The sequence below is a fragment of the Oryzomonas sagensis genome (assembly GCF_008802355.1).
GTDB classification, from domain to species: Bacteria; Desulfobacterota; Desulfuromonadia; order Geobacterales; family Pseudopelobacteraceae; genus Oryzomonas; species Oryzomonas sagensis.
Map to the genome: position 1 here is coordinate 24935 of NZ_VZRA01000004.1, position 13223 is coordinate 38157.

Consider the following 13223-nt stretch of genomic DNA (forward strand, 5'->3'; position numbering starts at 1 on the left):
AAGTTAAATAAACAGATTATTTGTCAAATATCACAGAATAGTTGTTGACGTCAACGTAAAAAAACCTCTGTGAAATCCAGGCCCCGGCCTTTTTTCTTCCCACCCCGGCGGAATAGGTGATCAGGCTGGTAATATGACAGTGCGAGAGCATCAACCTCGTCAGGGGAAAGCCCCCCCAGTTTCCGCTTCATTTCCTTCTTGTCGGGCATTTTCAGCCTGTTTTCAGATAAGGTTTCAAACCTGACAGCCCCCAGGGCGTTTATCAGGTCTTCATCGTTGGGGATCGATATCGTGCCCTGAATAAATTCCTCACACATCCGCCAGTAGCATTCCGTCCGCTTGTTGAAAAATTTATCCGACTGGCTGGCCGAACTCCTGAAATCTCCTTTACGGGCATTCAGCCCCCGTGTCCTGAGTTTCGCGGGGAGATACCACCCCAGGCCGATATTGTCGATAAAGGCCACATCCGCCGACTCGTCGTTGAGCACGCTGGCAGACCAGTCTTCAAGCTCCTCGGAATCGTGCGTCTGCTTTTTAAACAACCGGACCACCGGGCCTTCCCGTACTACCGTTACCGACTTATCACCCCCGCCGGCGCAGTCAACCCCGCACATGACAGGTTCACTTCCCGTTGTCTCAAATTCCCTTTCGATGGCGTCCATAATCCGGTCATAAGGGATAAACCCACCCTCAGAAACAAGGGGCGGAAGACCCAAAACCTTGACCCGGTACGTGTTGGAATCCTTCCCATACCTCGCCATCTTCTCAAGGTGTTCAGGGGTGACAAGCTCGGACTCTTCGGCGTTCCATCTTCCGGTGATCCACTTATCGGCATATTTGTGGTGGGAGTCGTAAGCATACCCTTTTGCCTTGATCGGGTTGAAGATCATCAGGGCAAAGTTGACTTTGCGGGTAAGCGTACCTTCCAAAGGTTCAAAGATCGGCTCGGGGCAACCGGCGGCCTCGTCAACAACAATCATCTGCCAATCTTCGTGGCGCCCGTAAATGGTCTTCGCCTGTTCCTCCACCTGGGCATGGGGGTTGATAGTGACCGCCTCAGCAAACCATTCCGCCCCCGGCCGTTTCGCCCCTTTGTGAAAAATCTTCTCAGTCTGCCACTCCAAGGCGTCTTCTAATACCGTCGAAGAACGCGGGTCCGAAGGATTGGACGCCACAGCCAGGCGCATAACCTTGGAAACCTCGCGCCAGAGGATATTCCGCAGGTGCTTCCCGGTGACACCAGTCGCGGTTATCAAAGCGTTGGGGCAGCAATCAAGCATCCAGCAAATCGTCAGTGCCGCAATAAAATCCTTGCCGACACCCTGGCCGGCCATGATGGAAATACCGATCTTCGAGGCGTATTCAAGTTCCTCGTCGGTCAAAGGCGGGCCGTCATAACCGGGTTTATTGGCGTTCCAGGCTTTTATTTTTGCGTTGACCAGCTTGCCGAGTTCAAGAAAAAACCAAACCTGTTGAGAAGAGAGTTTAACGGATGGGAATTTGTCATAGACCCAATCGATAGGCTTTGTGCGCCAATGACGGTAGGAGGCTGCTTCTTTTGATTTCTGTTGTTCGGGGGTCACAAGCCGCCCCTTGCTGGTTGCCAAAACAAATAATAACGTCCAGGTCCGACATAATGTTCTGCAATAAAACAAAGCTGGTGAGTAGTTTCTTTCCGCGAGTGAGAAAACGGGTCGATCCGTCTGCACCACCACGGCAGCATTATACGCAGGACGTCCCCTACTGGTGCACCGGTGGACAGTGGGGTCACTTTGCCACGCCATATCCATGCGTCGGGGCACAGAGAACCTTCGGCAATATTTTGGTTGGAGTAGAATCTCATCAAAAGGCCCCTTTATTTTTTGTTGCGCGGAGAGGGGAGATACAAACAAACCGGGGGGCGTCCCATCCCACCCCCCCGTGGATGGTTTTGCCGCTGGCCCCAGCTGGGGAGGAGGAGGCCCGGCCCGGCCAGGTTTGGAGCCAGTCCCCGGCCCCTTGCGTGGTGCCTCCCTAGTCCATAGCTAGGCTGTCTAGTGCTGCAACGCTATGGAATAATTATGGTTATCACGTAGTGGCTTTCCCGAGTGCAAAGAAAAGCATCAATCTTCGTCGCTTTCGAGCACTGCCGAGGCCATCCGGACCGCTATGTTCTGGGTAGATTGCCCGCGCTCCAACCGCTCTTTGTCGTAGAGCGTACCGAGTAAAATCGTGCGATCTCGGACACTTGCCTTTTTGATATCGGCCCTGCTGAATGACCCGGCGACCGTCTCTTGTAGCCCTGCAAATATATCTGCCCTGTTTATCTTGAACGATTCCAAGTGTTTGTCGGTAATCCCATATCTCTTAAGCATTTGCCCGACCGCGTTTGGAGAAACATTCAGATTTTTGGCGACTTGAGTTTTGTTATTGCCAGCAGCGAGTTGGGCCACAATTCTCTTGATAGGGGTATGCTTTGGAGCTTTGCGTGGGTCTTTCTTCCTGGTGGTTTTCTCGGTGGGTTCCGCCACGGTGCTCTCCCGCCCGTTGGTTGGGCGCGCTTGCGGCGCTGGCCGGCGCTGCGCTTGGTTATGCAGTTTTGGCCCGTGGGTTTGGGCCATCTGCGGATATGTTGGCTGCGTACAATGTTCCGCTGCGGTTATTGGCCGGAGTATATGGGGTTTTGGGGGCGCTGCCGCCTCGCTCATCCTATATCTCATGCCCCTGCGCTCTCAGGGGTCGTTTGGGGGCGCGGGCCACGCCCTCCGGCTATTAATTCCGCTATAACCCAAAATGCCTGTTGTTGTCAACAAAATACCTGTTACTCGACACCTTCAAAACGCTGGAACTCCCCGAGCCATATCAGGGGGATTGACCTGTTGGCTTCCCCGTTGCGCTGTTTGGCGATTATCAACTCAGCCACCGACATGTGCTCATAGAGGTTGTGGTGGTCATCGTCCACTCGGTCTATGCATTTTTGGCAGTACACCGCCGGGCGGAACGGGAACAAAATCATGTCCGCATCCTGCTCAATCTCGCCCGAATCTCTCAGGTCACTCATTGTGGGTTTTTTGTTGGGGCGATTTTCCACGGCTCGGCTCAGTTGGGAAAGCAGAACAACAGCGCAATCCAATTCCCTCGCCAGTTGTTTCAACCCCCGGGAACACTCCCCCACTTCCTGCGACCTATTGTTTTTCTCGCTCATCCTCATCAGCTGCAGGTAATCTACTACCACCAAATCCAGACCAGAGCGTTTCTGTTTCCGACATTTCGAGCGGATCTCCCGCAGCGAGATTGCCGGGGTATCGTCTATCAACAGGCGCATGCGGCTGATTTGTTCCTGCGCCCTTACACATTTTGTCCATTCAGTGTCGTGGAGTTGACCGCTGCGCATCCGGGTGTAGTTGATTCTCCCCCGACTCGTTATCATCCGGTCCATGATGTTTTCCCGGGACATTTCGAGGCTAAAAATCATCCCCGCATCGTTGGTGGCGCCACAGATGTTTTCCGCGATGTTCGATGCAAGGGCAGATTTGCCCATTGAGGGCCGGCCAGCGATAATGACGAGGTCGCCACGATGAAGCCCCTCGGTGATGTTGTCCAGGGCGGGGATGCCAAAACTCATACCCTGCACCTGTCCCCTGCGATCATGCCGGGCCTGTAACCGCTTATTGGCGTCTCTCAGTAAGTCGGTGACAGCTACCGGTTCGTTTTTCTGCTGCACGGACAGTTTCATCAGCGCGGATTCGAGCAATTCCCCAGCGCCAGGTTCCTCGGCATACCCCAACGCCGTCAATTCGTTGCCGACTGTGATCATCCTACGGTTCAGTGCCCGGTCTTTGACAATCCGGCAGTAGTAGGCGCAGTTTGCTGCGGTTGGAGTGTAATCGGCCAGGGTGAGGATGTAGGCCATACCCCCAACGGCTTCCAAATCTCCCCGGCGCCGCAGCTCGTCATTGAGGGTGATCGCGTCAATCGGGCTATCTGCATCCGACAGGCTCACCATGGCGCCGAAGATTTTACGATGCGGCTCCCGGTAGAAATCATCACCCGACAGGATGGAGAGGGCCGTATGCACCGTCTCGTTGTCGAGGAAGATCGAGCCAAGTACCGACATTTCAGCAGCCGCATCCTGCGGCGGTAGTTTCTGATCCTGCATAGCGTTCCCTTGCTCGTTTTATTGCATCAGACATTTCAGGGGCTACAGCCTGTTTAATTTCCTCAACCAGCTGGGCATCATTTTTTTTCAGGGGGTAAAGGTCTTGCCAGCACGCCGCAGTTGATTGGTTGAGCACCGCGATAGGGTCTTGCCCTTGCACCTGTAATTTTATCAAATCGCCTACTCGTAGTTTCATGGCATAAGGAGTCAGAGGCTTTTTAATTTTAACCCTCATCTCTACGTATGCTTTCCAAGCGATACAGATTTCGAACATCTCCCTTTCTTTTTTTTCTTTAAAAGATTCTCTTTCTTTTGTATTAACCTTTTTGGGTAACGGCAAATTACCTTTTTGGGTAACGATTATTACCTTTTTGGGTAACGTTACCTTTTTGGGTAACAACAACCATGTATTGTAATTCTTGTTAATTCCATAACTTGTGCCTTTTGCGTTACCTTTTTGGGTAACTATCATATTCATGTTTTCGAGCTTCGAAATGGCTCTCGAGATATGGGTTTTTACAATGCCCGTAGCGTCCGAAAGCTGGCTCAATGCGATCACATCCGACTTTTTCCCATACCCATAAGTTTTTCTCATGATGGTCATAAAAACCTGCATTGATTCACCTGGGATACGAGTAAGACATAACGCATCAAGCAACTCATTTGCAATCTTGGTGTAGCCGTCTTCGCATTGTGGCCCCATATTTCACCCCGCCGCGTGGACAAGCAATGGAGTCCCACAAACGGGGCAGTAGTTGGCATGCAACGGTGCCAGATATTCCTCTTTGCTCTCCGGGTCTATCAGCACACCAAAAAGTTTTATATCGCAGCACTCGACCTTTTTAACGTCTTTTTGTGCCATTATATCACCATTGTAAACACAAAACCCCCAATCCTCATGGATGCAGCCACTTGGAAAAGGGGGTTTTGCTTCTGGCTAAAAGCCATACCGTAAACTAGCCGAACCCCTGCACAGGCTGAACTAGTAATTTTATATTGAGCTACCCTATCATATCTAGACATTTTTGTCTCTACTTCGTTATCTCTTTTTTTAAGTAGCCAACTGTTTTTTTGGCCTTGAGTGTTTCGTGCAGATAGCCCATGGCGTTGAAAATGAGAGCACACAGAGCCTCTTCGTTGCATACTCCCCGGCGGTGATCGCGCCACCAGTCGAAGAAATGCCGCCAGCCTGACTTGATATAGGCGTTCAGCGGGATACCCTTTTGCCAGTTGTCGGATTCCCTCAGATTACCGTCGGCCTGGGTACGGTGCTGGTTCATGTATGCCGCATACCGTTCAAGCACAGCGGGGGAGAGAAAACCCTCAAAATCAATTTTGTCATCATCGCCATCCCGGGTTGCCCCGGTTGAAAATTCGCGCATATCCACCCTTTCGATTTCAATTATTTTTCTCCATACGTATTTTTATTTGATTTTTGTGTTGACAAATATCATTGGTGGTGTTATTGTTAAATCAACGATGGGAACACATCAAACCAGGAGGCCACACCATGAACGCGAACGAAACCACCACGATTAAAGCTCAGGTGCGCGGCAAAGAAATGACCCTCAATGTTTTGAAGCGTGGCAGCAAACAGTTCATCAACGCCGATACCGGGGACCGCTCCTATTCCATGGTCGAATGCATCTCAAAATCGTTCGGCGTTCAGATGCAGGAAGCCAACGAGATCAAAAAAGCAAACGGGTTATGGTGATGAGGGGCGGCGCACGAGAGGGGGCCGGGCGCAAACCCGGCTCAAGCAACCGCCAAGTACGATGGCCGGTCAGGTGGACCGAGGAAGAGCAGCGGGAAATTGAATCCGCCGCTGTTGCCATGAATCGGCCTCCATCTGAGATCATCCGCGCCGGCACACTCGAAAAAATACGTATGGAGTTGTCAAAGATCGTGGCCCCCGGATAGGGGGCTATCCTTCCCGGTGGTGTTGGTTAATCAGACCAGCCTTTCGACCATTTCCTCTAGAAGCCGTATCTTCTCCGACATCGCAGATTTAGCATGCTGGGGTATCGCGGGGTCCAGAGTCATACCCCTGAGCATGTTGGCGGTCGATTCAAGCAAAAGAGCTATTTCTTCTTGCAATTCTTCCATTATTCTCTCCCTTCGGCCTATTGGCTTAATTTGGCTCAACCCTTTGGCGCTGGCGGTAATGGTTGCCATTCATGGGCGGTGGCTAGACCTGCGAGGAAGGCTATTTTAGCGTGATCAGGGTCAACATTTGCCGTATGCCGCCAAGCGCCTGTTTCTTGGTAAAACCATTCCTCAAACAGTTCCTCCGGTGTCTTGCTCATGCCCATCTCCCCCCATGTTGTCCACAGTCAATTATTTGGTCGCCATATTCGTAAAAAACAGCAGCCGCAAGATAATTTTGGGGCATTCGTAAAAAGTCGTTGACGGATGAGTAAAATAACTACTCACTGTCAATCTGGTTATACCGCCATTGTGGCGGTATAACCAGATGTTAAGCCGACTATGGTCGCTCTTTCGCATTATCGAATATTTGTAAAAACTTGTTGCCGTCCGTGTGAGTGTCCACGCAGATCATGGTGTAGTCCTTGCCACGGTAAACCCACTTTGGCAGAAACCGCTGAGTGTAGATTTCGTTTGAATATCCATCATCCTTCGTACCGCCGAAGAGGTTTTTTTCTTCCCTGGCGAATTTGACTTCATCACCGTGGGCCTCTCCGGTCAAGTGCCAGAAATACTCTCTGGCGTCATCAATCGGGATTGCTCGCCAGTCCTCGACATATCCGAAGTAGTCGAAAATTTGTTTTTGCAGGTCAAGGTACTGATCCAATAATTGCATAATTCCTCCCGTAAATTAGTGGTTCGCCGGTTTAACCAGGATGCCGCCCAAAGACGGCGGTCAGCGCCCAGGCCGTTAAATATGTGTAACTTTATTGAGTACATTTTTGATGCGTCAACGACTTTTTACGAATACCCTAATTTTGAAAGACCTTTTGCCAACCGGGTTAATACATCTTTGTTGCTTTCTTGGCCCTTGCCGGTCATACGTCCTCCTTAATGCCGTACTTGTCGCGTAACTCATCCAAATCGCAATCTTGGATATCGTAAATATGCGTTGATCCTATAGCGTCGGGTACAGTCCCTTGGTTGATGATATACTGGATGATCTCCCGCGCCGTCTCTTGACGGGCCTGTTCAAGGGATTTGTCGTAATCGGCTTTTGTCATCATCAGCATATAATCTGGGTCAGTCGGTAATACGATTTTTGCGCATACGGGTCCTAAGAGTGATAACTGCTGTTTCAGCGCGTCCCGCTCCTTGGTAAGCTCGGATACCTGGGCGCGGAGGCGGGCGATCTCGTCAGCGGCCTGGATATACCGGGAATGCCGCTGCATCTGGTCTATTGGGCCATTGTTCCACAACTCAATAGGCATCCTTAAAACTGCTTCCAGCATTATTTCGCTCACCCCTGTACCTCCTTGAGAGCAGCGCGGGCAGCATCGACACATTTTGCAAACACGATAGGGAAATTTTCTCCATCCATTTTGGCTATCCTTTCCAGTGCCTCTCTATACTGGGCGTTCTCGGCTTGCAGGGCGGCAAAACTATTGCCCCTGTCAACCGCCTGTATCCGGTTGCATTCAGCGTCCAATTCTGCCGCTTCCAGGGCCGCGAGAAGACCTTGTATGATCTTGTCGGCTTCCGGAACCGCCATCGAGTTACAGTATTTCGACCGAACCCATGCCCTTGCTCTTTCCTTCAACTCTTCGTTATTGTTCATGGGGTACCTCCAAGATAATCCCGCATTGCAAATAGTTAAAAACCACCTGGGCGCCGGTTTTGCTACTTGTTGACCGTGCATACCCGCATGACAGTAGCGCCACATCTAGTTGTTTTTCTATCAACTGGATATGTTCGATATTTTGGGTATCCAGACCAAAATTTAACGTCACGGTAACGGGATATTTCATCCCCTCCGGTGCGGCGGGAGTCGGGCTGTCGCAGCCGCATGACTCTATTTTTACCATCCAAATCGTGCCAAATCTTGGCTCTACCGTGTTGCCGCCAGCTAACCACTTCCCCAATATTTTGCCAGCATCGTTGCGGTTGGTGCGGCCATAATCAAGGGCCCCAACAATAGCCCCGCATCTACATCTCGCTATGTATCCGGTCGGCTTTTCCTGCATGGTCTCCTCCATCCTGTTAATTGTTAGCGGGGGCCGGGCTTGATACCGGCTATCAGATCATGTGGGCCATCTCTACGGATGCCTGTTACCTGCGCTACCGCTGCGCGTCCTTCAGTGCTGCCCCGCTGTTAATTTTGTGGCAAATCTGCCACTGGGTTATTGCTGCGCCCTGAATCGCTCATTGTACCCTGCGATCATCTCCGCCAATTTATCAGCACCCCACGGGCCGCGCTTGCCATGCTGGTTATGCAGCCTATGGTGGCAGAGGTAACACAACGGGATGGTCTTAAAATCGCTCCCCTTGGTGCTCATGCCCCCGCCCTCGGTGTGGTGTGAATTGATACCGTCCAGGCGGCCACACATTGCGCAGGGCTGGCGGCGGATGAAGGACAGATACATCGGGCTGCGTTCTGGTTTGTCTTTGGGTAGCATCATGGCAGAGTGCGCCCGTAGTGCATGAGACATACGGCGTCGGCCATCCCGTCATGGGGCTTTCGGCATCCCTTTGGCACTAGGTTGATCTCCGGGTAAAGGTTCTCCGCAACCTGTATTGCGGCGTCCTTACTTTTGTCGGTCCCGGCCAGTACCACCTTCTTCCACGCTTGCGGAGTAGGCTCGATAATCTCGGCTCCAAGGGCCGTGAGGATTCCAAGCACCTCACCATACCCTTTACCAAATTTAAACGTGCTGGCGACGCCCTGTTTCGGCATGGAGTGGACAGACTCGACAACAGCCTTGAGTTTTGCGCCGGCAAGGTTGTCTCTCAAAAGCTGGTAAAGCTGTTTCCGCGTCGCTGGCATAGGATGTGATTTGACCGATTCTCCATTGTCCCAACACCACGCCACGCCCCCCTTGATGCCGGGGTCAATCCCCAAAATAATCATCCTTCTCCCCCTTCCGCCGTGGTGGGTGATTGTTAAATACCCATCTGCCTTTTTAAATCAGCTACTACCTCAGAAGCCGTTTCAGATGTCTGCTCGTCAAAAACTTGTGCCATAGCCGACCACCCCTTATCAGTGTCCTTCCCGTTGATTGCCATGGAACAGACGCCCAACCCTTCGGGTGCAAAGTAATATCTGAGTTCAGGTGCGCCATCATCCCCGCTATCAAGTTTAACGAGTATCTGGCCGTGCTCTTGCGTTTCAAAAAGCTTCGCAAACTTTTGCATATTATTTCTCCTTAAAATATTGACGGGATACCGTTGGGATATTTGCGGTCAAGCCCCACGCCGTTCGCGCCCGACCTCTTTGACCGCGTACCCGATAGATGCGATTGTTGAGGTAGCACCCATAAATGCGAACGTCCACCCCCACATCATGTAGCCAAAACCAAATCCAAGAACGGATGATATAACCCACAGCACTGCTATAATTTCCTCTGCATGGCTTTTACTCATTCTCTTCTCCTTTCTCCCATCAGGGCGGGGGTTGGGTTACAGGGTATTCAGATACTCCATCAATTGCCGCCCGATCCATTCGGTGTATGCCGGCGGGATCGCTTGGGCCAGACCTTTGCCGTTCATCCAGTCTATTCCCATTGCCTCGCGCCATTCCGCCGTGCTGAACTGAGTAATGCCGTCTCTCAAACTTCTGCCGCCAGCATTGCCGTATACCCCTATCGCCCTTTTCCGGTGGTCGCAACATGGCACCAGCCCAACATCAAAAGAGGTTTCAAAGTAACGGTGCCGTTGTAAATCTGCTGCTGTAATGCCAAGCCCAAACATAGTCCCGCAAAGCATGAGTTGAGCCTTGAGGGGAGAGCCCGGAACATTTTCTATTACGAACGGCTTACCTATCTTTTTGAGCAATCCCCGGGTCGCACCAACAAAGTCAGGATGCCCATCTTTGTATTTTGGCATTGTCTTCATGGCGGTGTATGCTTGGCACGGTGGGCTTGCATGGATAGCGTCGAACTCATGCCCGTGGGCCGCTAAATATTCCAATGCATCCCCCTGAATGAATCGAAAGGGGTAGCGGGGCTGTGGGTTGATATCTACGCCCGTCACGTCGAATCCGGCACGGTGGTAGCCCATTCCCGCCCCGCCTTGGCAACAAAATAAATCGAGAAGTTTCACGCCGCCTCCATGAAGTCGAACAGGGTGGGCATGGCCATCTCTTCCTCGGCCGCTTTCAAGTACCCGACGCCGTCCCGGAAATAATCGTGGTTCAGTTCGATGCCGTACCCCCGGCGCCCGAGTTTGAGGGCCATGTACGGCACCGTCATGATGCCGCCGAACGGGTCCATGACCACATCGCCTTTGTTGCTGTACCTGGTGATGATCCTCTCCACGATATCCAACTGCAGGGGGCAGACGTGAAGTTGCCGCCCTTTCATGCTTTGAGCGGTGTTGAGGGTCCGCATGCGGTTAATATCGTCCCAAATATCGCTGTTGATTGACGCTGGCGCCGCCACCATGAAAATCTTTGGCAGCTTGCCGCTTTCCTCCAGGCGCTGCACCATGGCCAGGTGCTCGTGGTAATTGTAAATGCTGTCCCGGCTGTACTTGCGGTAGGCCGCCTGGAAGGCCCCGCCGTCGATGGGGAGCGCGGCAATCTCGTCAGGGGTGAGCAACCGGTCCCCGGAGCTCCTCCAGTGAGCATGAGCATCCAACTGCCACCTGGAACATGGGTATTCCTCCTTGCTCTTCACCACCGGCACATCGGCATAGGCGGTGGATTTGTCAGAAGGGAGTTTACGAAACAGGAGGATGTATTCCGGGCAGCCCACTCCCATTTTAGAGCCGTCCTTGCACTGTTCCGTCCATCCCAGGCGGTAGGTCTGGTTGTTTTCCCTCACCACGTCCGTGTCCACAGTGATCATCCCGATCTTCTTGAAGCCGTGCCGCTGGAAGTGCAGGCTCGTCTCCTCGTGGAAGGAATCGCAGGTCGGCATGCCGTCGCCGGTCGTGTTGCCGAACAGGATGCGGTCTTTGACGTGGATCGCGGCAATGCGGCCCGGCTGGAGTATCCGAAGCAACTGCGGGGTGAGGAAATCCATCTGCGCCCAAAAATGAGGATTGCCGCTGGTGTGGCCAAAGTCGTTGTACGAGGGGGTGTACTCGTAATGGTTGGCGAACGGGATGCTGGTGCAGATCAGGCCGACGCTGTTGTCCGGCATCCTGGTGGTTTCCTCAACGCAGTCATTATTGACCGCGGTAAAAAGGTCGGTTTTGATTTCCACGCGCTTTACTCCTATGTGACGCTGCAGGACGCCCTCTTTCCCAGCGGCCGACAGCCCGTATTTTTTGATGATTGCAATCATCTTTTCGACCATGCGGTCATGCTGCGTCCACTTCCGTTTCAGGTCCTCCAGGATGGCCCGCTCGGATTCCGTATAGATCACGTCGATGCGGACCTGGTTCGGCTGCATGAAACGATAGATTCGGTAGATGGCCTGAATGAAATCGTGGAACTTGTGATCGATGCCGACGAATATTGCCCGATGGCAGTGGCGCTGGAAGTTCCCCCCGGCAGCGCTGATGCTTTTCTTGGTAGCCATGCGGGGGATTATGCCGTTGGCAAAATCATGGAGACGTTCGGCGCGCTCTTCCAAGTCTCCAGTCCCGGTGATGATAGCCACATCCTCAATGGTGTGTTTGATCTCGTCACGTTCGCTGTCCTGGTCATGCCAGATCAGGTAATGGTCATCCGGCGCCTCGTTGATAATCTCAGCGGCCTTGGCAATGCGCTGAACCATACTGTCCCGTTTCTCTTTGGCGGCCGCCGGCAAGCCACCGGAACTGGCATCCCGGTACAGCTTCATCTGCCCGTCGCGCTCGGCCCCGGCGCCGGCATGGTCCACCTTGATCTCGTGATACCGGATATCCATCGGCGGGAGGTCATAACCGGCATCGTCAAAGCCAAGGTCAGAGGGTTTGGTGATGAAGAGCGCCCAGGTTGACACCCACAGCCAGAATTCATCCTCTTTGTGAGGGTATAGCGTGAGGTTATTCGCCTTGCTGCTATCGCGCTGGAAGAATCTGGTCAAGGCCTGCCCGGTGTCCATCACCCCCAGGTACCCGGCGTAATGAATCAACTCTTTGTACCGGTTGGGCGAAGGAGTGGCCGTAGCAACGAACCGGTACGGTACCTGCGCGAACTTTGGCAGAAACTCTTGATACGTTTTCGAACCGAACGACCGGAGGATTGATGCTTCGTCCAGGGAGGTGACGGCGAAATAGCTCGGGTCAATATCGCCGTCGCGCACTCGCTCATAATTGGTGATCAGTACCTGCTCGGTTGATGCTTTGATCTCGGCCATATTGCGGACGTACCGGGTCGGGAGATTGAGCAGGTTATGGGCGTCGTTGGCAAACTCCAGGCGCACGTCGAGGGGGCAAACGATAAGCGCTCGGCCGCCCTCGTGCTGTGCGATGATGCGGCAGATTTCCAGTTGCTGAATGGATTTACCCAGGCCGAACGACTCGAACAGTGCCCGGCACCCACCACGGATCGCCCACTTTACCGCGGCGTGCTGGTGAGGTTTGAGCACCAGAGATATGGCAGAGTCAGGGACTTCAAAACCGCTCTCTTGGGCGATTTCTATTTTGCTCTTGAGGAAGTCCAGGTAGGCGTCGCTCATATCTGCCCCGCCATCTGCCGCATGGGGGTATCGCAATACCCGGCCCTGTAGATCGCCGCCGCCTCACTACGCGTCGGGAAAAGGTGCCTCACACCCTCGCGCTTGATAGCTGTGATCAAAGCGGACTTGCTACATCCTATTTCAGCCCGGACATCAGATTGCAGCATGCCGGACAACTCTATTAATCGTTCCCGCGTCAACTTGCGGGGCTTGCGGTCGTAATGCCCTTTCATGCCGCCATCCTTTCCAGAGACTTGCGCATCATGGTTTTATGGGTGCAATACGTGTTCGTCAGCGTTTGAGGGGAGCAGATAATCCCAAACTTGGCTTTTACC

19 protein-coding genes are annotated in these 13223 nt (G+C 52.8%); 1 reads left to right on the plus strand and 18 read right to left on the minus strand.

The annotated features are described in order from the left end of the window. Nucleotides 1-50: 50 nt before the first annotated feature. From F6V30_RS14045 to F6V30_RS14065, 6 genes are all read right to left on the minus strand, one after another. A complete protein-coding gene (locus F6V30_RS14045) occupies nt 51-1583 on the minus strand; it encodes a hypothetical protein (protein ID WP_151157587.1) in 1533 nt (510 codons plus the stop codon). 519 nt (nt 1584-2102) lie between these two features. Further along, nucleotides 2103-2510, minus strand: a complete 408-nt coding sequence (locus F6V30_RS14050; protein ID WP_151157588.1) for a hypothetical protein — start codon at nt 2508-2510, stop codon at nt 2103-2105. Nucleotides 2511-2800: 290 nt separating this feature from the next. Continuing rightward, nucleotides 2801-4138, minus strand: coding sequence for a replicative DNA helicase (dnaB, locus tag F6V30_RS14055; protein ID WP_151157589.1), 1338 nt, complete (start codon nt 4136-4138; stop codon nt 2801-2803). Continuing rightward, a complete protein-coding gene (locus tag F6V30_RS14060) occupies nt 4098-4841 on the minus strand; it encodes a replication protein (protein WP_151157590.1) in 744 nt (247 codons plus the stop codon). The genes dnaB and F6V30_RS14060 overlap by 41 nt, the downstream gene beginning before the upstream one ends. 3 nt (nt 4842-4844) lie before the next feature. Beyond that, on the minus strand, nt 4845-5000 hold the full coding sequence (locus tag F6V30_RS17155; protein ID WP_191965707.1) for a hypothetical protein: 156 nt from the start codon (nt 4998-5000) through the stop codon (nt 4845-4847). Nucleotides 5001-5169: 169 nt separating this feature from the next. After that, on the minus strand, nt 5170-5520 hold the full coding sequence (locus F6V30_RS14065; protein WP_151157591.1) for a hypothetical protein: 351 nt from the start codon (nt 5518-5520) through the stop codon (nt 5170-5172). Between the two features lie 128 nt (nt 5521-5648). On the opposite strand from F6V30_RS14065, the gene F6V30_RS14070 reads away from it, so the two are divergent. Next, complete coding sequence (locus F6V30_RS14070) at nt 5649-5852, plus strand: hypothetical protein (RefSeq protein ID WP_151157592.1); 204 nt, start codon at nt 5649-5651, stop codon at nt 5850-5852. 236 nt (nt 5853-6088) lie between these two features. Here F6V30_RS14070 and F6V30_RS17160 read toward each other — a convergent pair whose 3' ends face one another. The 12 genes from F6V30_RS17160 to F6V30_RS14115 all read right to left on the minus strand — a co-directional run bounded on the left by F6V30_RS17160 (nt 6089) and on the right by F6V30_RS14115 (nt 12888). Next, nucleotides 6089-6244: a hypothetical protein gene (locus F6V30_RS17160; protein WP_191965708.1), complete on the minus strand. Its 156-nt coding sequence runs from the start codon at nt 6242-6244 to the stop codon at nt 6089-6091. Between the two features lie 35 nt (nt 6245-6279). Then, complete coding sequence (locus F6V30_RS17165) at nt 6280-6444, minus strand: hypothetical protein (protein WP_191965709.1); 165 nt, start codon at nt 6442-6444, stop codon at nt 6280-6282. Nucleotides 6445-6623: 179 nt separating this feature from the next. After that, the gene (locus F6V30_RS14075; protein ID WP_151157593.1) at nt 6624-6959 is read right to left on the minus strand and encodes a hypothetical protein; all 336 of its coding nucleotides are present in this window, start codon (nt 6957-6959) and stop codon (nt 6624-6626) included. A 202-nt stretch (nt 6960-7161) separates the two neighbouring features. Next, nucleotides 7162-7587, minus strand: coding sequence for a hypothetical protein (locus tag F6V30_RS14080; RefSeq protein ID WP_151157594.1), 426 nt, complete (start codon nt 7585-7587; stop codon nt 7162-7164). Next, entirely contained in the window at nt 7584-7901 is a 318-nt protein-coding gene (locus tag F6V30_RS14085; RefSeq protein WP_151157595.1) for a hypothetical protein, read from the minus strand. The genes F6V30_RS14080 and F6V30_RS14085 overlap by 4 nt, the downstream gene beginning before the upstream one ends. Continuing rightward, on the minus strand, nt 7891-8307 hold the full coding sequence (locus F6V30_RS14090; RefSeq protein ID WP_151157596.1) for a hypothetical protein: 417 nt from the start codon (nt 8305-8307) through the stop codon (nt 7891-7893). The genes F6V30_RS14085 and F6V30_RS14090 overlap by 11 nt, the downstream gene beginning before the upstream one ends. A gap of 156 nt (nt 8308-8463) precedes the next feature. After that, a complete protein-coding gene (locus F6V30_RS14095; protein ID WP_191965710.1) occupies nt 8464-8742 on the minus strand; it encodes a DUF968 domain-containing protein in 279 nt (92 codons plus the stop codon). Then, a complete protein-coding gene (locus F6V30_RS14100) occupies nt 8739-9191 on the minus strand; it encodes a RuvC family protein (RefSeq protein ID WP_151157598.1) in 453 nt (150 codons plus the stop codon). Before F6V30_RS14100 ends, F6V30_RS14095 begins: the two co-directional genes overlap by 4 nt. 32 nt (nt 9192-9223) lie before the next feature. Next, on the minus strand, nt 9224-9475 hold the full coding sequence (locus tag F6V30_RS14105) for a hypothetical protein (protein WP_151157599.1): 252 nt from the start codon (nt 9473-9475) through the stop codon (nt 9224-9226). Between the two features lie 48 nt (nt 9476-9523). Beyond that, the gene (locus F6V30_RS17170; protein ID WP_191965711.1) at nt 9524-9703 is read right to left on the minus strand and encodes a hypothetical protein; all 180 of its coding nucleotides are present in this window, start codon (nt 9701-9703) and stop codon (nt 9524-9526) included. Between the two features lie 36 nt (nt 9704-9739). Further along, nucleotides 9740-10381 (minus strand): DNA cytosine methyltransferase, encoded by a 642-nt coding sequence (locus F6V30_RS14110; RefSeq protein ID WP_218043333.1) that lies wholly within the window; start codon nt 10379-10381, stop codon nt 9740-9742. Then, nucleotides 10378-12888 (minus strand): DNA methyltransferase, encoded by a 2511-nt coding sequence (locus F6V30_RS14115; RefSeq protein ID WP_151157600.1) that lies wholly within the window; start codon nt 12886-12888, stop codon nt 10378-10380. Before F6V30_RS14115 ends, F6V30_RS14110 begins: the two co-directional genes overlap by 4 nt. Between the last annotated feature and the right edge of the window lie 335 nt (nt 12889-13223).

Coding starts and splice junctions, on each gene's coding strand:
- dnaB (WP_151157589.1), bottom strand. CDS start 4,138: ATGCAGGATCAGAAACTACCGCCGCAGGATGCGGCTGCTGAAATGTCG.
- F6V30_RS14060 (WP_151157590.1), bottom strand. CDS start 4,841: ATGGGGCCACAATGCGAAGACGGCTACACCAAGATTGCAAATGAGTTG.
- F6V30_RS17155 (WP_191965707.1), bottom strand. CDS start 5,000: ATGGCACAAAAAGACGTTAAAAAGGTCGAGTGCTGCGATATAAAACTT.
- F6V30_RS14065 (WP_151157591.1), bottom strand. CDS start 5,520: ATGCGCGAATTTTCAACCGGGGCAACCCGGGATGGCGATGATGACAAA.
- F6V30_RS14070 (WP_151157592.1), top strand. CDS start 5,649: ATGAACGCGAACGAAACCACCACGATTAAAGCTCAGGTGCGCGGCAAA.
- F6V30_RS17160 (WP_191965708.1), bottom strand. CDS start 6,244: ATGGAAGAATTGCAAGAAGAAATAGCTCTTTTGCTTGAATCGACCGCC.
- F6V30_RS17165 (WP_191965709.1), bottom strand. CDS start 6,444: ATGAGCAAGACACCGGAGGAACTGTTTGAGGAATGGTTTTACCAAGAA.
- F6V30_RS14075 (WP_151157593.1), bottom strand. CDS start 6,959: ATGCAATTATTGGATCAGTACCTTGACCTGCAAAAACAAATTTTCGAC.
- F6V30_RS14085 (WP_151157595.1), bottom strand. CDS start 7,901: ATGAACAATAACGAAGAGTTGAAGGAAAGAGCAAGGGCATGGGTTCGG.
- F6V30_RS14090 (WP_151157596.1), bottom strand. CDS start 8,307: ATGCAGGAAAAGCCGACCGGATACATAGCGAGATGTAGATGCGGGGCT.
- F6V30_RS14095 (WP_191965710.1), bottom strand. CDS start 8,742: ATGATGCTACCCAAAGACAAACCAGAACGCAGCCCGATGTATCTGTCC.
- F6V30_RS14100 (WP_151157598.1), bottom strand. CDS start 9,191: ATGATTATTTTGGGGATTGACCCCGGCATCAAGGGGGGCGTGGCGTGG.
- F6V30_RS14105 (WP_151157599.1), bottom strand. CDS start 9,475: ATGCAAAAGTTTGCGAAGCTTTTTGAAACGCAAGAGCACGGCCAGATA.
- F6V30_RS17170 (WP_191965711.1), bottom strand. CDS start 9,703: ATGAGTAAAAGCCATGCAGAGGAAATTATAGCAGTGCTGTGGGTTATA.
- F6V30_RS14115 (WP_151157600.1), bottom strand. CDS start 12,888: ATGAGCGACGCCTACCTGGACTTCCTCAAGAGCAAAATAGAAATCGCC.